Origin of the sequence: Streptococcus suis (genome assembly GCF_002964575.1) — a bacterium.
GTDB lineage: Bacteria > Bacillota > Bacilli > Lactobacillales > Streptococcaceae > Streptococcus > Streptococcus suis_R.
In genome coordinates, this window is record NZ_POQQ01000076.1 from 47,422 (window position 1) to 67,821 (window position 20,400).

A 20,400-nucleotide genomic window follows, 5' to 3' on the forward strand; every position below is an offset into this window, starting at 1 on the left:
TTTGGAAAATCAGTTGATAGATAGAATCTATTGGGGAGACATGACTAGTCATTCCAATTATCTTTACGGTTCAACAATCAAGTATTCAGGTTCTAGTGTCTTCTTTGAAAATTCCTATTTTGCTGCTGGAAAAGCGATCAAGACTTGGCGTTCTAAGACAAATTACCAATCCCAACGTGTGTCACCGAGTTTACCAATCCTAGTTCCGGGAGCACGTTATCGTGTGGAGAAGGATTTTAGTTCGGTTCCGGAGAATACTTGTTATTTACAAATACAATACTTCAATCGGCAAGAGGAAGTGATTGGAACGGATATTTTGAGGAATGATGATCATTCCTTTACCTATCCGAAAGATGCCTACACCTATATGATAAAGTTAGTGGGGGCGGGTTGTCATCAGCTGACCTTCCATTCTCTTGCACTTTATGGGGTAGAAAACAGTACTACCATTCATTTATCGGTGAAAAGCAAGCACCTGTATAAGACGAGCACTCTTCCCCCTGAACTTGATTTAGTAAGAAATATAATCCAAATTGTAGATGATGAAGGAGTTCAATGAAAACAATATCCACTTCAACAATTCTGAATGCGGTGAGGTTGGCAGCTATTAAGCGACAGATGAAGAAAATCAATCAGTTGCGATCTCGCTATGCAGAGATGACGGATATAGAATTGCAAGAACAAACAACTATTTTTAAACAACGTCTGTCAGACGGAGAGACCTTGAACGACTTAATGGTGGAAGCCTTTGCTGTATGTAGGGAGGCTTGTTTCCGTATTTTAGGGAAGTTTCCTTATGATGTTCAGGTAATGGGGGCCATTGCTCTTCATCAAGGCAGCATCGCTGAGATGAAGACTGGTGAGGGGAAGACTCTTACAGCGACTATGCCTTTGTACTTGAATGGATTGTCAGGAAAAGGAGCCATCCTTGTGACGACAAATGATTACTTAGCCAAGCGTGATGCAGAGGAGATGGGAGAGGTTTATCAATTCCTGGGGCTCTCTGTCGGTATTGGTGTTTTTGAGGAAGGCTACGATCCGAGCATCGAGGAAAAGCGTGCAGTTTATGCAGCGGACATTACCTATACAACTGGTTCTGGTTTAGGATTTGATTATTTGGCAGAAAACTTGGCTGCTTCCGTTCATCACAAGTTTATGCGTGACTTCAATTTTGTTATTGTGGATGAGGCAGATGCAGTCTTGTTGGATATTGCTCAGACGCCATTGATCATTTCAGGCACACCTCGTGTCCAGTCTAATTTATTTGATGCCTGCAATCAGTTTGTCTTAGGATTGAAAGAAACCGAAGAATTTTACTTTGACTTTGATAAGCGAGAAGTGTATTTGACGGAACAGGGGATGACTGAAGCTGAGCGTTATTTTGGTGTTGAGGACCTATATGATCGTCAGTCTTGGGAGTTAAATCGCCAGATTAACTTGGCACTACGAGCTCACTATATCTATCGCAAAGATTATGATTACATCGTTCATGATGATGAAGTCAAGCTCTTGGATAACCGTTCGGGACGTATTTTAGAAGGGACTCGTCTGCAGTCGGGTATCCATCAAGCTATTGAAGCGAAAGAAGGTGTGACCAAGACCACTGAAAATCGTGCGATGGGGTCTGTCACCTACCAAAGCTTGTTTAATATGTTTCCGACCCTATCAGGTATGACTGGTACAGGTCGTGATGCGGAAGATGAACTCATCCGTACTTACAAGGTTCCGGTTATTTCAATCCCTACCAATCTGCCTATTCAGCGAATTGACCATCCAGATAAGGTTTATGCTACCTTACCTGAAAAGATTGTGGCTACAATGGCCTTGGTCAAGGAATTACATGAACAAGGACGACCAATTTTGTTGATTTCAGGGTCGGTTGATGTAACGAAGATTTATTCACAATTGCTCTTGCAAGAAGGGATTGCCCACAACACTTTGACTGCTAATAATGTGGCGAAAGAAGCCTTGATTATCAAGGAAGCTGGTCGTTATGGTGCGGTGACTTGTGCAACTGTTTTGGCTGGTCGTGGTACGGATATTAAGTTAGGTGAGGGTGTAGCAGAATTAGGCGGTCTAGCTGTTATTGGTACAGAACGGATGGCCAATAGCCGAATGGATGGTCAGCTAAGAGGTCGTGCAGGTCGACAAGGTGAGCCAGGGATGTCTCAATTTTTTGTTTCCCTAGAAGATGAATTGTTGGTCAATTTTGGACCAGAGTGGGCTAAACGCTTTTTGCGCAAGCACAATAATCCTGAGAGAAGAGGCTATGGTAAGCCTTTGCGAAGCGGACGTTTCCGTAATATGATTAAAACAGCCCAGACTCGTTCAGAGGATGTGGCTATTCAATCGCGTCATTCGACAGTTCAGTTTGATGAGAGTATGCGTGTTCAGCGGAATATGATTTATGATTTGCGTAATCGCCTGATGCAGGAAGGTGGCGGTTATGAAGAGAAGATTCGTAAGATTTTTGAAAAGGTTGTGAAACGGTTTATCGCAGAGACGCCAGATTGTACAACCCATCAAGTTCGACGGTTTATTTTAGATAACATTACCTATTCTTTCAAATCCTTTCCTTCTAATTTCAATGTTCATGACCATAAGCAAGTGAGTCGTTTCTTACTCAATCTCGTTGACAAAGAACTACAGGTCAAGAAGGATATTTTTGATAATGAGGAAGAATTGTCGGAGTTTTACCGTATTTCTATTTTGAAGGCGATTGATGAATGTTGGGTTGAAGAGGTAGATAGTTTACAACAGTTGAAAGGGATTGTTCATTCTCGAGCCCTTGCTCAGCGCAATAACATGTATGAGTATTATAAGGAAGCCTTGAATGCCTATGGCAATATGACCAAGGAGGTTCAGGAGCAGATCGTAAGAAATATTCTTTTGAGTAGTATTGAAACCATGCCAAATGGCAAACGATCTGTTTATTATGTGTAAAAGGATGTAATATGACGATTTATAATATAAACAAGGGTATCGGCTGGGCAAGTAGTGGCGTTGAATACGCCCAAGCCTATCATGCCAGTATCTTCCGTAAGTTAGGGATAGACGCTAAGTTTATTTTTACGGATATGTTTCAAAATGAAAACCTTGCCCATTTCACTGAGAATATCGGATTTGAAGATAGTGAAGTAATTTGGTTATATAGTTTTTTCACAGACTTGAAAACTGCACCGACGACATACAGTCTGGAGGAGTTTCAAAAAACCTTAGTACCAGGTGCTCAATTGGAAACAAAATCGGATACGGCCATCCGCTATGCTTATCCAAACAATGCTGGTCATGTGGTTGCTTTCTTTAAGAAAGACTCGCAGTCGGTAGTGCAACGCGTTGAGTATTTAAGCCAAGGAAAATTACTTCGTAAAGATTATTATAGCTACACGCGGATGTTTTCTGAGTACTATGCACCAAATCAATCCAGTCCAAAACTCTATCGACGGGTATTTTATAACGAAGATGGCAGTTTTGCCTACGAGGAAAATTGTTCAGATGATAAGAGTCTCTTTCGTTTTCCTGATGCACTCTTGTACTCGAAGGAAGAACTCATTGAACGGATGCTTAAAGAGCTAAACTTGACTGGTCAAGACCTTATCCTAGTGGACCGCGCTACTGGAATTGGTCAAGCAGTTCTGAGACATCGAGGTGCAGCAAAAGTAGCTGTCGTAGTCCATGCAGAGCATTACAGTGATAGCTTGATTACTGAGGATACTATCCTTTGGAACAATTTCTATGACTATCAATTTACGAATGGAAGAGTGGTTGATGCCTTTATTACCTCAACAGATGCTCAAACCAGGGTTTTAGAAGAACAGTTTGAAAAATACCAAGGCTATGTTCCGAAAGTTGTAACGCTACCAGTCGGTAGTTTGGACAGTCTTCAATACCCTGCTGGTCAGAGAAAGCCTTTCTCTATGCTGACCTGTTCGCGTTTGGCGCCTGAAAAGCATATTGATTGGTTAGTAAAAGGAGTGCTTCTTGCTCGTGAAAGTCTGCCTGAATTGGAGTTTGATATTTACGGGGAAGGCGGTCAACGCTCGCTTCTTCAAAAAATGATTGATGAACATAGGGCTAACGATTTTATTCGTTTAAAGGGCCATCAAGATTTGACAAATATCTACAAAGACTACCAAGTTTACCTTTCGGCTTCTACAAGTGAAGGATTTGGTCTGACTTTGATGGAGGCGATTGGCTCTGGATTGGCTATGATTGGTTTGGATGTCCCTTATGGAAACCAGACCTTTATTGAGGATGGTAAGAACGGCTACCGCTTCACTCGTTCTCAACCAGATGATGGGGATTCTTACGCGAAGGTATTTGCTGAAAAGATTCTTGCCTTTTATCAGTCGGCTGATAAGGAAGAGTTTTATCAAGCCTCTTACAAACGAGCAGAGGACTTTTTGACGGTACGACTGGAAGAAAAGTGGTTGGATTTTATCAAGGAGGTTAGTCAGTGATATATATCTTTGATAGATATGATACGAATGCAAAAGATTTGCATCATTCATTAAAAGTGTCAGGTATAGACCATCCAGCGATTGTTGTTCAGGATGATGGTTTTTTACCTGAGGGGGTCATGTCGGCCTACTCCTATTTTTGTGGCTATTACGACGGATCAGGTAGTCCCTTGTATTTTAACCAAGTTCCTGTTCAAAACTTTTGGGAAATTACTGGAAACAGTAAGGAAGCGGAAATTTGGGATTACGATGTATTAAGAGGGAAAATCTATTATATCGAGCCCGGTTACAAACGGTTGGTGAAAGCAGTCGATTGGTATGATCGGAATGGGAAGGTTCGTTTTACTGATCATTATAACCGTTACGGTATTCTATTCTCTCGAACTGCTTTCGATGAGCAGCAGATTGCTAATACCCGCTCTTACTATAACAGAGACGGTCAAGAAGTTATTGTAGAAAATCTTTTGACAAATTCCATTCTCTTAAATTGGCAGAATGGTACACATATTTTCACAGACAAACCATCTTTTTTCAGATATTTTATTGAACTGTCAGGTTTGTCAACGGAGAAGGTTATCTACAACTCACTCTCTTATCCGTTCTTTATTACCTATTCTCTGTCAGGTCCAGGAGAAGATATTTTGTTTTGGCAGGAAAAAATTTACGATGCCATTCCAGGTAATATGCTAGTGGCCTTGGGGAAACAGTCTAGAAAACAGCGCATTATAGTGCAAGATAAGGCTACCTATTCTCAAATGTTGCCTTTATTGCCAGAAGAACATCGGTCAGTCGTTTCTTATCTGGGAATGATTTACCCAGAAAGAAGACAAAATAAGGCCGGAAAAGATATTCTGATTGTGACTAATTCGGATCAGATTCAACATTTTGATGAATTATTAGCCTTCTTACCAGATTATCATTTTCATGTTGCAGCTTTGACAGAAATGTCTTCGCGCTTGATGGATTACGGAAGTCGTCAGCAAGTAACCCTTTATCCTAATGTTCGCCCAATGGTTTTGGAAGACTTGCTCCAGAAATGTGATATTTATCTAGATGTTAACCATGGTAGTGAAGTGGAAGGAATTGTTCGGAAGGCCTTTGAGTACAATCATGCAATTTTTGCCTTTGAGAATACAGCGCACAATCGTCAACTGACATTACCGGAAAATATTGTCCTGTTCAGCCAATTCAAGCGTATGGTGGAAGCTATCAAAGAATTTAGCAAGTCTCCGGAAGCCTTTATTGAGCGTCAGCGTAATGGATTGGGGCAAGAGACTCCTGTCGCTTATAGAAAAGCATTGTTGGAGGAATAACAGAAATGGCAAAAGAGAATCAATTACTCAAGAATGACATTGATGAGCGTATCCAAAGAGCGCGTTACGTGGAACCTACGAAGGAGAAGAAACGAAAACCTATTCTTTATATTCTCTTGATTTTGGTAATGACACTGGCAGTTCTATTTTCACTGTTGAGTCAACTGAGCGTACTTTTCTAGGTAGGCTCTAATAGAAAGTGGTGTGATTGATGCGAGAAGATATAAAATTAAACGACCGAGCGGCTGCTCTATCAGACCAGCTGGTTCAAGTGCTTGAAACCATTTATGATCCAGAGATTGAGCTGGATATTTATAATCTGGGTCTGGTCTATGAGATTGATGTGGATGAAGCTGGTTTTTGTAAGGTCATCATGACCTTTACAGATGCAGGCTGTTCTTGCGCGGATACCATGCCAGGAGAGTTGGTTGCAGCCTTGAAAACCATTGAGGGCATTGAGGATGCCCAGGTCGAAATCGTCTGGTCTCCTGCTTGGAAAATGACCCGGATCAGCCGTCTTGGACGCATTACGCTAGGTATCAGTCCAAAATAAAAAGAAAATGAGTTGCATGGAGCAACTCATTTTTTATATGTCTTATCGTACTGCCTATCCAATTCTTCCATGGTTTCATAGATAGGTTTCGGAATCATGACAACTTGAGGGGTTAGGTCTACCATACCATAGCTTGGGTCGATGCATTCTTCCCAGTATTCCAAGTGCTTTTTATCGATGTAGGATTCAGAATTTTCTACCTCAATACCTCCGTCAGCTTGAACGGAGTACCAATAGAGGTATTCGCGTCCGTCCAATACTTCACGGAAGATGGTTTCGACATACATTTTTTCTCCCTCTAAGATGAGAAGGGTGTCTGCCATGTGTTCGTTGAGGAAGCTCATCCATTCATCAACTTGAGTGGTTTTCCCTTCTTTAACACGAAAGCGGGAGAGTTTGACAGTTAGTTTCATTTTTGTCTCCTTTTGGAAAACCCTGCCGCGAGGACAGGGTCATTGAGTTCCTTATTTTTTGCCAGTACGTTCTGGTCTCCAGAAGTCGGTAACGGCTCCTTTTGAGGCAGACGATACGATGTGGGCATATTTTCCGAGAACACCACGAGAGTAGAGTGGTGGGATAACAGTTTCTGCTTTTCGGCGTTCGATTTCTTCTTCAGAAACTTCCATGGTCAATTCCTTGGTATCTTGGTCGACGATAACCGTATCACCATCACGGAGATAGGCGATTGGACCGCCGTCTTGAGCTTCAGGTGCGATGTGTCCTACGACCAAGCCATAGGTACCACCGGAGAAGCGGCCGTCTGTTAGAAGGGCAACCGATTCGCCCTGTCCCTTACCGACTAAGATGGACGAAAGGGAGAGCATTTCAGGCATACCAGGTCCACCTTTTGGTCCAACGTAGCGGACAACGACAACATCGCCATCAACGATTTCGTCAGCCAAAACTGCTTCAACAGCAGCCTCTTCTGAATCGAAGACACGGGCTGGTCCAACGTGGCGACGGACTTTTACACCTGAAACCTTGGCAACTGAGCCTTCAGGTGCGAGATTGCCATGGAGAACGATCAGTGGACCGTCAGCTCGTTTTGGATTTTCAAGTGGCATGATGACATCCTGACCTGGTGTCAAATCTGGTGCATCGGCCAAGTTTTCAGCGACCGTTTTACCTGTACAGGTCATACAGTCACCATGTAGGAATCCGTTTTGGTAGAGATATTTCATGACAGCTTGGACCCCGCCGACATTGTAGAGGTCTTGGAAGACATAGCGGCCAGACGGTTTCAGGTCAGCAAGGTGAGGAACTTTTTCCTGGAAGGTGTTGAAGTCGTCCAGGGTCAATTCTACATTGGCAGCATGAGCCATGGCCAGCAAATGCAGGGTTGCATTGGTGGAGCCACCAAGCGCCATGACAACGGTAATGGCATTTTCAAAGGCCTTACGGGTCATGATGTCAGACGGTTTCAGACCGAGTTCCAACATACGAACGACTGCACGACCAGCTTCTTCGATGTCGGCCTTTTTCTCTGCTGACTCAGCTGGGTGTGATGAGGAGCCTGGCAAACTCATGCCGAGGGCTTCGATAGCAGAGGCCATAGTGTTGGCAGTGTACATACCGCCACAACCACCAGGACCAGGGCAGGCATTACACTCCAAGCGTCGGACTTCTTCAGCAGTCATATCACCGTGATTCCATTTACCAATCCCTTCAAAGACCGATACCAAGTCAATGTCTTTTCCATCCAAATTACCAGGGGCAATGGTGCCACCGTAGGCAAAGATAGCAGGAATGTCCATATTGGCAATGGCAATCATCGAACCGGGCATGTTTTTATCGCAGCCACCGATAGCGACAAAGGCATCTACGTTATGCCCTCCCATAGCTGCCTCGATAGAATCAGCAATGATATCACGAGAAGTCAGTGAGAAGCGCATGCCAGGAGTTCCCATGGCAATACCATCCGCAACTGTAATGGTGCCGTATTGGACTGGCCAAGCACCAGCAGATTTGACACCTTCCTTGGCTAATTTTCCAAAGTCGTGAAGGTGGATGTTACAAGGAGTATTTTCAGCCCAAGTGGAAATCACTCCGACAATGGGTGCTTCAAAGTTTTCATCCTGCATACCAGTAGCACGGAGCATGGCACGGTTAGGTGATTTGACCATCGAATCGTAGACAGAACTACGGTGACGGAGGTTTTTTAGTGTATCTTTTTCGGTCATTTCTCTTCTCCCTATCCTTTTGAAAGTTATTTTATTTATTATACCATAGTTCTGAGGGAAATGAAAAAGGATTAGTTAAATAATGTGAAATTTCTGAATTTTGCAAAAATAATTTAAGGCAGCCCTGGATTGTCCAAAGGCTGCTCTGATTTTGTTCTTGTTACTGAGCGCTTGCTCGGCCCTGTGTTTTCTTGTTTCCAGTAAAGAGGAGGCTTATCAAGGCAAGAATTAGGAAACCTGCACCGACAAACCAATAGGGTTGGTCCAAGGTGGTCGAACGACCGGACAGGTTAATAATACCTCGGAGCAGGAAGCCTGCTGTGATGGTTGCCACACCTGAATTCCAGAGATTGAAGGTCAGACGTGATAGGTTTGGCTTGATAGTGAGCAAGCCAAGGAGTAGCCCACCACCAATCAGGGTCACGCAGAACATGTAGTGCATGAAGACTGATACTTCGCCATAACTTAAACTTTCATAGATACGACTGAAGATGAAGAGGAAGGCTGTTGTAGCTAAGTAGGTGATGAAGGTGCGTGCAGTACGCCCTGATGTTTGATTAGTAACCGATGTAGACAATGTCACTCACCGCCCTTTCTGAGATAGTATTTCCGTTTGTTGTTGGATTGTTAATAACTTGACCGTTGAAGTAAAGAGTAGATGAACCGCCACCGTCAAGGTTATAGGCTGTTTGTGCACCATACTGTTTCATGACTTCAGCCATTTGGTAGAGTGAGAGTCCCTCACTTTCTGATGTACGTCCATCTGCGACGACGATAATGTAGTGGTTTTCGTCAATGATACCGATAGCAGAGCGTGGGTTTGATGCCATGGCACGTCCAACCTCTGTAGATGTATCGACAACAATCTCACCATTTTCGACCAAGGTTGGTCCGAAGGCTAAGAGGTTGACAACACCTTGGTCAATCAATTCTTGAGCAGTTACTTCGTTTTCATAAATGACCTTGAAGGAACCGTCTGCGTAGATAGCCAAGTCACCATAGGAAGCATTGTCACGGACTGTGTCACGGTAGAGAACGCCATTCTTAATAACATAACCAGTTGAATTGGCTCCGTAGTAATCACCATTAACCGCTAGAATGGCATTGTTTGCAGCAGCCGTTTCAGAAGTTTTGGCTGTTACGTTTGTACCATAAGTGTTTTGGGCTAAGGCTGTTTTTAAATACTCTGGCGAGCTAACTTGGATATCTGCTACATAGACAGTGGTATTGTTGGTTGTGATGGTTTCTAAGTTGATTTGGATATTGTCATCCCTATAGTTGGTATCTGTAGTAGACACATTGGTTGCTGTTGAAGCAGCGTTGGATGATGAGGCAGTTGTGTCGGTAGTATCTTGACTGCTTGATGTGGTCGTACTACTTGCAGCGACGGTGGAAATCGCTTCGGAAATGACAAAGGTTTTTAACATAGAATAGGAAAATCCGCTGGTTAAGAGCATTCCGAAGATTGAGGCATAGGCAAAGGGTTTTTTAAGCAATTTCATGGGAAAATGATTTCCTTTCTTTAAAGATGATGTTTTTTTGAATAAACCAAGAAGCTAGGAAGAGGAAGAGACCAACGGCAAGTTTGACAAGGTAGATGTTTAGACCGAGGACTTGGTGGAAGAGATAAAGCAGAGTTGTGTCAGATAGGAAGAGGATGAGGGCCAGGGTGAAGTAGCCAGCACCTGTCCGAGTGACGCTTTCTTTATTCTTAAAGACTAATTTCTTGTTAAGGGCGAAGTTACAGCTAGCACTGCAAATGCGGGCAAGGGTATTTGCGACCAATAAGCGTACCGCAGTCGGTAAGCCAGTGAGGAGTAACAAGGCTAGGGCATAGACACCGTAGTCAACTAGGAAGCCGCCAAATGATGCCAGGGCAAACTTAAAGAGATTCTTATAAATCAGTAATCCGTCTTTGATGGGACGAAAGTGTGAACTGGCATTGTCATCGATATAGATGGTTTGGATGGGTACTTCCGTGATTTTAAAACGTTGACTGGCCTGGGTCAGCATGTTCATCTCGTATTCATAGCGGTCGCCCTCGATTTCTAGCATAAAGGGAATCAAATCGGTATGGAAACCACGCAAGCCCGTTTGTGTGTCGGATACATTGACACCAATTTGTAGTCTGAACAATACTCTGGTCAGTTTGTTTCCGAAGCGGCTGCGGAGAGGGATGTCCTTGGTAAATTGACGGACACCAAGGATGAGGCGACTTGGCAGATTCATGGCTGCGCGTGCGACCCGGTCAATATCAATGACAGCGTGTTGGCCATCCGCATCAGCTGTAACGATGACACCTGGCTTTCTCAAATCTTGGATAAAGCTAAAGGCTGTTCGCAAGGCTTGACCCTTTCCTCTGTTGACATCGTGGTGGAGAACGATGGCATAAGTCTTGGCGATTTCAAGAATGTCTTTGGCTTGACCTGTACTGCCATCATCTACAACAATGACCTGGCAATTTAGTCTACTTTTCATAACTTCTAAAAGTTGGATTAATTTTTCATCTGGCTGGTAGGCCGGTATCACTACATAATACATATCATAAACCTCGTATGTTTTTCTTGATGAGTCTACTATACGGGCCTTTCCTAAAAGCAAGCTAAAACTAGACAGGGCTTGCGATTTGCTTAAGTTTGCTTTAAGAATTTTTTTGGAAATGTTTAAGAAACCGAACAAATGTAGGAATTTTCAGAAAATTTCTTGACATTCTATCATCGTGTGTTATTATAGTAGATAACATATTTGCAGAGAGGAGGAATATTCGTGCAGGAAATCCAATTAGACCAACCACGTTCGGGGTCTTATCTTATTTTAGACACCTTGCATCAACTGGGAGTTGACCTTGTTTTTGGTTATCCAGGTGGTGCAGTCCTGCCGTTATACGATGCTATCTATCAGTATGAGGGGATTCAGCATATTTTGGCCCGGCATGAGCAAGGGGCAGTCCACGAGGCAGAAGGCTATGCCAAATCATCAGGAAAGGTGGGCGTAGCCATTGTGACCTCAGGTCCAGGAGCAACCAATGCTATTACAGGTATTGCGGATGCCATGGGAGATAGTGTGCCCTTGTTGGTCTTTACAGGTCAAGTAGCCACACGGGGTATCGGTAAAGATGCCTTCCAAGAGGCCGATGTCTTGGGCATGACCATGCCCATTACCAAATACAATTATCAGATTCGGGATACAGCAGATATTCCTCGTGTCATTACAGAGGCTCTGCACATTGCGACGACAGGTCGGCCAGGTCCAGTTGTTATCGACGTTCCTAAGGATATTCAAGAGAGAATCGTTGATGTTTACCACGAGCCAACAGTTCAACTGCCAAGTTATCAACCGACTGTTGAGCCAAATGGCTTGCAGGTCAAGAAAATCTTGAAACAACTCAGCCAAGCCAAACAACCAGTTATCCTAGCTGGTGGTGGCGTTAACTATGCGGATGCCAATCAAGAACTGATTGCCTTTGCAGAACGTTATCGTATTCCTGTAGTTTCAACTCTGCTTGGTCTTGGAGCCATGCCGATTGAGCATGAATTGGCGCTGGGTATGGGAGGCATGCATGGTTCCTATGCTGCCAATATGGCTATGAACGATGCGGACTATATTATCAACATTGGTGCTCGTTTTGACGACCGATTGACAGGTAATCCCTTGACCTATGCACCCAATGCAACAGTTGCCCATGTCGACATTGACCCTGCAGAAATTGGCAAGGTAGTGAAGACAGCCATTCCGGTCGTAGGCGATGCCAAAGCAACCTTAGAAGTCCTGTTAAATCTTGAAACAGTAGATACGGACTATGCCGAATGGACAGCGCATGTCTTGGACAACAAACGCCGGGCGCCATTCTGGTACGAAGAAGACGATACGGTTATCAAACCGCAAGAGGCTATTGAGTTGATTGGTCAGCTAACCAAGGGAGATGCCATTGTGGTCACAGATGTCGGTCAACACCAGATGTGGGCAGCCCAGTTCTATCCATACAAACACGCACGTCAGTTGGTGACATCAGGGGGCATGGGGACCATGGGCTTCGGTATTCCTGCAGCCATCGGAGCCAAGTTAGCTAATCCAGATAGAGAGGTCGTTGTATTTGTTGGAGATGGCGGCTTCCAAATGACCAATCAAGAATTAGCTATTTTGAATGGATATGGTGTGCCGATTAAGGTGGTCTTAATCAATAACCACTCACTTGGTATGGTCCGGCAATGGCAGGAATCCTTTTATGACAAGCGCCGTAGTCAGTCCGTCTTTGATGCTGAGCCGAATTTCCAGCTTCTAGCAGAAGCCTACGGCATTGCTCATTACAGTTTTGACAATCCAGCAACCCTTTCTGAAGATATGAAAGTCATTTTGGAAGATAGACCGATGTTGATTGAAGTGCATATTTCCAAAACAGAGCACGTTCAACCCATGGTGCCCGCTGGTAAGAGCAATGCAGAGATGTTGGGGGTGAAGTTCAATGCGTAGAATGTTAACAGCAAAATTACGGAATTCATCCGGCGTCCTCAACCGCTTTACAGGTGTCCTATCTCGTCGGCAAATCAACATTGAATCCATCTCTGTCGGTCCGACAGAAGTGGACGGTATTTCCCGTGTTACCGTGATTGTTGACGTAGTTAGCCAGGATGAACTAGAGCAAATCATCAAACAGCTCAATCGCTTGATTGATGTGGTCCGTGTCCGTGATTTAACGGATATTCCCCATTTGGAGCGGGAAGTAATCTTGGTCAAAATCGTTGCACCACCAGCTAAGCGAGCAGAAATTTTGGCCATTATTCAACCTTTCCGCGCTAGCGTGGTCGATGTAGCCCCTCATTCCATTACCATTCAAATGACAGGTGATGGAGATAAGATTGATGCTCTCCTGCGTGTCATTCAGCCTTATGGCATTAAAAACATTGCGAGGACGGGGGCAACTGGCTTTAGCAGAGACTAATGCTCTTCGAAAATAAACACTATACTGTGTTGACTTGGCTTGATGAACTTTAGTTCTATATTCGCCTTCGTCGCCTAGTCTAACCTTCATTTTCTTTGAGCATCCAACCTTATAAATAAAAAATAGAAAAGAGAATTTTATGGCAGTAGCAATGCAATATGAAAAAGATGTAACAGTAGCAGCACTTGATGGTAAGCGTATCGCCGTTATCGGTTATGGTTCGCAGGGCCATGCCCATGCCCAAAACTTGCGTGATACAGGACACGATGTTATCATCGGTGTGCGTGCAGGTAAATCATTTGACAAGGCAAAAGAAGACGGTTTTGACACCTTTGAAGTAGCAGAAGCAGCCAAACAAGCGGATGTTATCATGATTTTGGCTCCAGACGAAATCCAAGCAGACCTTTACAATGAAGAAATTGCTCCAAACTTGGAAGCTGGCAATGCCCTTGGTTTTGCCCATGGTTTCAATGTTCACTTTAAATTTATCAAGGTGCCAGCAGATGTGGATGTTTTCATGTGTGCGCCAAAAGGACCAGGTCACTTGGTTCGTCGTACCTTCGAAGAAGGTTTTGGTGTGCCAGCCCTTTACGCAGTTTACCAAGATGCAACTGGTAATGCTAAGCACATCGCAATGGACTGGGCAAAAGGCGTTGGTTCGGCTCGTGTAGGTCTTTTGGAAACAACTTTCAAAGAAGAAACAGAAGAAGACTTGTTTGGTGAGCAAGCAGTTCTCTGCGGTGGCTTGACAGCTCTTATGCAAGCAGGTTTTGAAGTCTTGACAGAAGCGGGTTATGCACCAGAATTGGCTTACTTCGAAGTGCTTCACGAAATGAAGCTCATTGTTGACCTTGTTTACGAGGGTGGCTTCAAGAAAATGCGTCAATCTATCTCAAATACTGCTGAATTTGGTGACTATGTCTCAGGTCCACGCGTGATTACAGACCAAGTCAAAGAAAATATGAAAGCAGTCCTTGCAGATATTCAATCTGGTAAATTTGCAAACGACTTCGTCAACGACTACAAAGCAGGTCGTCCACGTATGGAAGCCTACCGCAAAGAAGCAGAAGGACTTGAAATCGAAAAAGTCGGAGCAGAACTCCGCAAAGCAATGCCATTCGTCAGCCGCAACGACGACGATTCATTTAAGATTTATAACTAAAACAGTCCAGTGGACTGTTTTAGCCCTCGCCCAGAAATTGAAGAGCGCGGCATAGCCTAGGGATAGGCTATTCTAGCCCGAGCTTAAAAATTGGGAAGCGAGGTAGTCCGGTGGACTGTTTTAGCCCGAGCCTAGAAACTAGAAAGCGAGGCAGGCCTGCGAATAGGCTATTCTAGCCCTCGCCCGAAAACAAGAGAGCGAGGTAGTTTAGGTGGACTATTTTAACCCGAGCTTGACAACAAGAGAGCGAGGTAAGGTCTACGGATAGGCTATTCTAGCCCGAGCTTAAAAATTGGGAAGCGAGGTAGTCCGGTGGACTATTTTAACCCGAGCTTGACAACAAGAGAGCGAGGTAAGGTCTACGGATAGGCTATTCTAGCCCGAGCTTAAAAATTGGGAAGCGAGGTAGTCCGGTGGACTGTTTTAGCCCTCGCTCGAAAACAAGAGAGCGAGGTAGTTTAGGTGGACTATTTTAACCCGAGCTTGACAACAAGAGAGCGAGGCAGGCCTACGGATAGGCTATTCTAGCCCGAGCTTAAAAATTGGAAAGCGAGTTTTAGTTAATGGCTAGGAATTCAAGTCTTTCGATTATTTCCTTGCTATTTCTAACATGATTTGTTAGAAGTGCAAGGAAGCAAGTCATGAAATCCCCAGAATGATAGGAATAAAAGAGCTGGTTGAGCCAGCTCTTTTACCCATTATTGCTTCTTATTATAGAAAGTGGGGGCTTGAACATTGTATGTCAAACGCTTGCGCAATAATATTTTAAATATGCGCATAAATGTTAGTGTTTTTTTAAAAATATTGATACAATAGGATATAGAAAGAAATTAGTGCAAATATGATTACAGCAAAAAACATAGAACAGGCTTATGAAGTTCTGAAAGGAGTGGTTGTCCGGACTCCTTTGGATTACAGTCGTTACTTGTCAGAGAAGTATGGAGCCACCATCTATATCAAACGTGAGAATGAGCAGCGCGTTCGCTCTTTTAAAATTCGAGGTGCCTACTATGCGATATCGCAATTATCCGATGAAGAAAAGGCGCTAGGTGTAGTCTGTGCCTCAGCCGGAAACCATGCCCAAGGGGTGGCCTATACCTGTCAAGAAATGCAGATTCCAGCGACGATTTTTATGCCCATTACAACTCCTCAACAAAAGATCGGACAGGTTCGATTCTTTGGTGGTGACTATGTAGACATTCGTCTAGTGGGGGATACCTTTGACGAATCAGCTCAAGCTGCACAGGAATATACCAAAGAAACTGGTAAGACCTTTATCGATCCCTTTGATGATGACGATGTTCAGGCAGGTCAAGGGACAGTTGCTTATGAAATCCTAGAAGAAGCCCAAGAGCAGACGATCAGCTTTGATCAAATCCTCGTACCTGTAGGTGGAGGTGGTTTGATTGCAGGGGTGTCCGCCTACCTAAAAGAACACGCACCAGAAATCAAGATTATCGGTGTTGAAGCAAATGGGGCTCGTTCCATGAAGGCTGCATTTGATAAGGGTCGCCCTATTAAGTTAGCAAGCATTGATAAGTTTGCGGATGGGATTGCAGTTCAAAAGGTTGGAGCCACAACCTATGCTGTAGCCCGTAAGCATGTCGATAAGCTGATTGGAGTAGATGAGGGATGGATTTCAGGGACTATTTTAGATCTCTATTCCAAGCTTGGGATTGTGGCTGAACCCGCTGGTGCAGCAACTGTAGCAGCTTTAGAGGTCATAAAAGACAAGATTAAGGGGCAAACCATTTGCTGTATCATTTCAGGTGGTAATAATGATATCAACCGCATGCCAGAAATGGAAGAACGTGCCCTCATTTATGAAGGAATTAAACATTACTTCGTTGTGAACTTTCCGCAACGTCCAGGTGCCCTGCGTGAATTTGTAAATGATATTTTAGGACCAAATGATGATATTACCCGCTTTGAATATATCAAACGTGCCAATAAGGGAACGGGTCCGGTCTTGATAGGGATTGCCTTGGGCAATAAGGAGGATTACGCACAGTTCCTATCGCGTTTGGAGGATTTTGATCCCCAATATATCAATCTTCATGAAAATGACTCACTTTATAAAATGCTTGTTTAGGAGGTAAATATGGAAGCTGGTTTTTTGATGTTTCTCATTAGTTTCTTATTTTTGGTCTTGCTTGTCTTGATTTTAGTGGTTTCAGGGCTATATGTGGTCAAGCAACAGACGGTTGCCATCGTGGAGCGGTTTGGGAAGTACCAAAAGACTTCTACCTCTGGTATTAACTTTAAAATCCCCTTTGGGGTAGATGTGATTGCGGCACGTATCCAATTACGGATGTTGCAGAGTGAGATTGTGGTAGAAACCAAGACCCAGGACAATGTCTTTGTGACCATGAATGTCGCCACTCAGTATCGTGTCAATGAAAATAATGTAACGGATGCCTATTACAAGCTCATGCATCCAGAGGCTCAGATCAAATCCTATATTGAAGATGCCTTGCGGTCATCCGTTCCGAAATTGACCTTGGATGAACTCTTCGAGAAGAAAGATGAAATCGCCCTTGAAGTACAAAAGCAGGTGGCGGAAGAGATGTCGACCTACGGTTATGTCATTGTTAAAACCTTGATTACTAAGGTTGAGCCAGATGCCGAGGTCAAGCAATCAATGAATGAAATCAACGCAGCTCAGCGGAAACGGGTTGCGGCCCAAGAATTGGCAGAAGCCGATAAGATTAAAATAGTCACTGCTGCTGAAGCAGAAGCTGAAAAAGACCGCCTACATGGTGTGGGGATTGCCCAACAAAGGAAGGCAATTGTAGACGGACTAGCAGACTCTATTCGTGAATTGAAAGAGTCTAACATCAGCATGACGGAAGAGCAGATTATGTCTATCTTGTTGACCAACCAATACTTGGATACATTAAACAATTTTGCACAAGGAGGTAATCAAACAATCTTTTTACCAGCTAATGCTGGCGGAGTGGAGGATGTACGTACACAAATATTGTCTGCTCTCCAGGTTAAAAATTGAGTAAAATCCGAACATTTTACTTGACAATTCAAGGCAATTTGTATTATACTAAATTGCACGAATAATTTGGAAAGGGGTTCCTAATGACTAGTTACGAAAAAGTTGCTGCTGTTGTCGGCTGGGTACGCGAGAAAAAAATCACTGGCTACCGTATCAGCAAAGAAACAAATGCTCGTGAAATGTCAGTTATCGCTCTTGCACAAGGTCGCGCTAAGATTGACAACATTTCATTTGCGACTGCCTTGGGGTTGATTGACTTTTACGACAAAAACCACAAGAAATTTGAAAACTAATCTAAATCTTAGTATTTAGACGATTTGATGAGAAGACGGCTGGTCTTCTCTTTTTTCTTGCAAAAAAACTTACCAGCCTAGAAGACTGGTAAGTATGGAATGGAACATAGAATGAAAGATTATCCAAGGAAACGTTGTAGGAATTCGCGGGTCCGCTCTTCTTGTGGATTTTCAAAGATTTGTTGTGGAGTGCCTTCTTCAGCGATGACGCCCTTGTCCATAAAGATGACGCGATCTGAAACATCGCGGGCAAATTCCATTTCATGCGTAACGATGATCATAGTCAAGCCAGACTTGGCAAGATCTTGCATGGTTTTGAGCACCTCTCCGACCATTTCAGGGTCAAGGGCTGAAGTTGGCTCGTCAAAGAGAATGACTTCTGGATCAACAGACAAGGCGCGGGCAATGGCGACCCGTTGTTTTTGTCCGCCAGATAGTTGGCTAGGTTTGGCTTGCCAGTATTGCTCAGTCATACCGACCTTGTTGAGGTTCTCTTTGGCAATCTTTTCGGCTTCTGCACGGTCGCGTTTCAAGACAGTCGTTTGTGCCACGACAGCATTTTCTAAGACGTTGAGGTTGTTAAAGAGGTTGAAGGATTGGAAAACCATACCCAATTTTTCACGATAGGTGGTCAAGTCATAGCCTTTGGCCAAAACATCTTGGCCATGGTAGAGGATTTGTCCTTCACTTGGTGTTTCCAAAAGGTTGATAGAGCGGAGGAAGGTTGATTTTCCAGAACCTGATGAACCGATAATGGAGATGACTTCCCCTTTTTCCACTGTCACAGAAATGTCCTTGAGGACCTGGTTTTGTCCATAGGATTTTTTTAGGTTTTTAATTTCAAGAATTACATTATTAGTCATGAGGCACCTCGATTTGCATTTGGTTGGCACCAGTTGTATAGGTGTCTGTGTCAAAGCGTTTTTCAACTGCGCGCAAGATGCGGGTCACAGTGAAGGTCAAGATAAAGTAAATGATGGCAATGACGGTAAAGGTTTGGAAGTACTGGTAGGTTTGTGTCGCTACAGTATTTCCTGAGAAGTATAATTCTACAACGGAGATAACGTTCAATACAGATGTGTCCTTGATGTTGATGACAAACTCGTTACCAGTTGCTGGCAAGATATTGCGGATAACCTGCGGAAGAACAATCTTGCGCATGGTTTGGTTGTGGGTAAAGCCAAGAGCTGTTGCGGCTTCAAATTGTCCCTTATCAACGGCGAAGATACCACCGCGGACAATTTCACTCATGTAGGCACCGGTATTGATGGATACGATGAAGATGGCAGCCAGAGTGCGGTCAAGGTTAAGACCGAAGGCTTGGGCAGTACCGTAGTAGATAACCATAGATTGTACAATCATCGGTGTACCACGGAACACTTCGATATAGATATTGATCAACCAACCGAGAACTTTTTGACCGATAGCAAGAGCCTTGTTGGCTGCTTTTGGAGCGGTACGGAAGACACCAATTAGAAGACCAATAAGGGTACCGATGACAGTTCCTAAGATAGAAATCAGCAAGGTCATTCCAGTGCCACGAAGTAATTGTTGCCAGTTGTTAACGATGATATTCCACACTTGTGCAAAGAAGCTTGGTGTTTCCCCTTCGCTGGCTTCTTCAACAGGCTGGTTTTCAATCATCTTGTCCATGAGGGCAATTTGGTCAGCTTCAGTAAGAGTTGCCAAGACTTGATTGACTTGGGTGATACGGCTGTCGTCCTTGCGCATACCGACTGCAATGGTCACATCCTCAGCGTTGGTTTCAAAGCTATCAGTCAACTCCACCATTTTGAAGACCTTGTTGGCAGCTTCGGCTGTTCGACCTTCTGGACGCTCTGAAACGTAGGCATCAATAATACCAGATTCTAGTGCTTGGCGGATTTGAGAGAAGTCTCCCATAGCTGTTTGTTTGTCAGCACCTTGGATTTGGTCGATTAAGTCGTAGAGATAGACACCTTGCTGGGCAGTGATTTTTGCCCCAGCAAATTCAGCTAAGCTAGTCGCCTTAGCATACTGGCTGTCTGAACGAACGACCAAGGTTGGAATGGACGTATAGTAGCTGTCTGAGAAAGCTATTTCTTTCTTACGTTCTTCGGTCGGACTCATACCAGCGATAATCATGTCAATCTTACCAGAAGTCAGGGCTGGAACAAGACCTTCCCATTTTGTTTTAACTACCAAGAGTTCCTTGTCCAAGGATTCGGCAATTTTTTTAGCGATTTGGACATCGTAGCCATTGGCATACTGGTTGGTTCCTTCGATAGGAACAGCTCCGTTACTGTTGTCCTCTTGAGTCCAGTTAAAAGGGGCATAAGCAGCCTCCATACCGACTCGGAGGTATTCATCTGCTTTTACGCCTGTTGCCATAGAAAAAATAGCAATCAGTGTCAGCAGAAAGATACTAAATTTATGTTTCATGATTTCTCCTTATTAAATGGTATTACACCATTTTATTAAAAATTCTGACAAATTTCAATATCCTTGTACTAT

At 43.8% G+C, this 20,400-nt stretch carries 19 protein-coding genes; 12 read left to right on the forward strand and 7 right to left on the reverse strand.

Translation table 11 applies throughout. The features are described 5' to 3' along the window. The first annotated feature begins 1 nt into the window (after position 1). The 6 genes from asp3 to C1E58_RS09905 are packed head-to-tail and all read left to right on the forward strand — an operon-like array spanning position 2 to position 6,326. Positions 2-559, forward strand: coding sequence for an accessory Sec system protein Asp3 (gene asp3 / locus C1E58_RS09885; protein ID WP_105210219.1), 558 nt, complete (start codon positions 2-4; stop codon positions 557-559). Continuing rightward, positions 556-2,943, forward strand: a complete 2,388-nt coding sequence (gene secA2 / locus C1E58_RS09890; protein WP_105210220.1) for an accessory Sec system translocase SecA2 — start codon at positions 556-558, stop codon at positions 2,941-2,943. The genes asp3 and secA2 overlap by 4 nt, the downstream gene beginning before the upstream one ends. A gap of 11 nt (positions 2,944-2,954) precedes the next feature. Then, entirely contained in the window at positions 2,955-4,460 is a 1,506-nt protein-coding gene (gene gtfA, locus C1E58_RS09895; RefSeq protein WP_105210221.1) for an accessory Sec system glycosyltransferase GtfA, read from the forward strand. Then, positions 4,457-5,773: an accessory Sec system glycosylation chaperone GtfB gene (gtfB, locus tag C1E58_RS09900; RefSeq protein WP_105210222.1), complete on the forward strand. Its 1,317-nt coding sequence runs from the start codon at positions 4,457-4,459 to the stop codon at positions 5,771-5,773. The genes gtfA and gtfB overlap by 4 nt, the downstream gene beginning before the upstream one ends. A gap of 5 nt (positions 5,774-5,778) precedes the next feature. Next, the gene (locus C1E58_RS12120; protein ID WP_161951304.1) at positions 5,779-5,955 is read left to right on the forward strand and encodes a hypothetical protein; all 177 of its coding nucleotides are present in this window, start codon (positions 5,779-5,781) and stop codon (positions 5,953-5,955) included. Between the two features lie 29 nt (positions 5,956-5,984). After that, complete coding sequence (locus C1E58_RS09905; protein WP_105210223.1) at positions 5,985-6,326, forward strand: metal-sulfur cluster assembly factor; 342 nt, start codon at positions 5,985-5,987, stop codon at positions 6,324-6,326. Between the two features lie 26 nt (positions 6,327-6,352). On the opposite strand, the gene C1E58_RS09910 is transcribed toward C1E58_RS09905, so the two are convergent. From C1E58_RS09910 to C1E58_RS09930, 5 genes are all read right to left on the reverse strand, one after another. Continuing rightward, entirely contained in the window at positions 6,353-6,739 is a 387-nt protein-coding gene (locus C1E58_RS09910; protein ID WP_105210224.1) for a DUF6176 family protein, read from the reverse strand. Between the two features lie 51 nt (positions 6,740-6,790). Further along, positions 6,791-8,506, reverse strand: coding sequence for a dihydroxy-acid dehydratase (ilvD, locus tag C1E58_RS09915; RefSeq protein WP_105114424.1), 1,716 nt, complete (start codon positions 8,504-8,506; stop codon positions 6,791-6,793). A 160-nt stretch (positions 8,507-8,666) separates the two neighbouring features. Beyond that, entirely contained in the window at positions 8,667-9,089 is a 423-nt protein-coding gene (locus C1E58_RS09920) for a hypothetical protein (RefSeq protein WP_105210225.1), read from the reverse strand. Then, positions 9,064-10,008, reverse strand: coding sequence for a phosphodiester glycosidase family protein (locus C1E58_RS09925; RefSeq protein ID WP_105210226.1), 945 nt, complete (start codon positions 10,006-10,008; stop codon positions 9,064-9,066). Before C1E58_RS09925 ends, C1E58_RS09920 begins: the two co-directional genes overlap by 26 nt. Further along, complete coding sequence (locus C1E58_RS09930; RefSeq protein ID WP_105210247.1) at positions 9,995-11,047, reverse strand: bifunctional glycosyltransferase family 2/GtrA family protein; 1,053 nt, start codon at positions 11,045-11,047, stop codon at positions 9,995-9,997. Before C1E58_RS09930 ends, C1E58_RS09925 begins: the two co-directional genes overlap by 14 nt. Positions 11,048-11,272: 225 nt before the next feature. Between C1E58_RS09930 and C1E58_RS09935 the strand changes: the two genes are divergently transcribed. The 6 genes from C1E58_RS09935 (at position 11,273) to C1E58_RS09960 (ending at position 17,907) form a co-directional block, all read left to right on the forward strand. After that, positions 11,273-12,976: an acetolactate synthase large subunit gene (locus C1E58_RS09935; RefSeq protein WP_105210227.1), complete on the forward strand. Its 1,704-nt coding sequence runs from the start codon at positions 11,273-11,275 to the stop codon at positions 12,974-12,976. After that, positions 12,969-13,445, forward strand: a complete 477-nt coding sequence (gene ilvN / locus C1E58_RS09940) for an acetolactate synthase small subunit (RefSeq protein WP_105210228.1) — start codon at positions 12,969-12,971, stop codon at positions 13,443-13,445. Before C1E58_RS09935 ends, ilvN begins: the two co-directional genes overlap by 8 nt. 139 nt (positions 13,446-13,584) lie before the next feature. Beyond that, positions 13,585-14,607, forward strand: coding sequence for a ketol-acid reductoisomerase (gene ilvC, locus C1E58_RS09945; RefSeq protein WP_105210229.1), 1,023 nt, complete (start codon positions 13,585-13,587; stop codon positions 14,605-14,607). An 841-nt stretch (positions 14,608-15,448) separates the two neighbouring features. After that, a complete protein-coding gene (ilvA, locus tag C1E58_RS09950; protein ID WP_105210230.1) occupies positions 15,449-16,699 on the forward strand; it encodes a threonine ammonia-lyase IlvA in 1,251 nt (416 codons plus the stop codon). Positions 16,700-16,726: 27 nt separating this feature from the next. Then, complete coding sequence (locus C1E58_RS09955) at positions 16,727-17,614, forward strand: SPFH domain-containing protein (RefSeq protein WP_419579769.1); 888 nt, start codon at positions 16,727-16,729, stop codon at positions 17,612-17,614. An 83-nt stretch (positions 17,615-17,697) separates the two neighbouring features. Then, a complete protein-coding gene (locus C1E58_RS09960) occupies positions 17,698-17,907 on the forward strand; it encodes a hypothetical protein (RefSeq protein ID WP_009910800.1) in 210 nt (69 codons plus the stop codon). Between the two features lie 119 nt (positions 17,908-18,026). On the opposite strand, the gene C1E58_RS09965 is transcribed toward C1E58_RS09960, so the two are convergent. Then, entirely contained in the window at positions 18,027-18,770 is a 744-nt protein-coding gene (locus C1E58_RS09965) for an amino acid ABC transporter ATP-binding protein (protein ID WP_105114433.1), read from the reverse strand. Then, positions 18,763-20,328 (reverse strand): ABC transporter substrate-binding protein/permease, encoded by a 1,566-nt coding sequence (locus C1E58_RS09970; RefSeq protein ID WP_105114434.1) that lies wholly within the window; start codon positions 20,326-20,328, stop codon positions 18,763-18,765. Before C1E58_RS09970 ends, C1E58_RS09965 begins: the two co-directional genes overlap by 8 nt. Positions 20,329-20,400 lie beyond the last annotated feature (72 nt).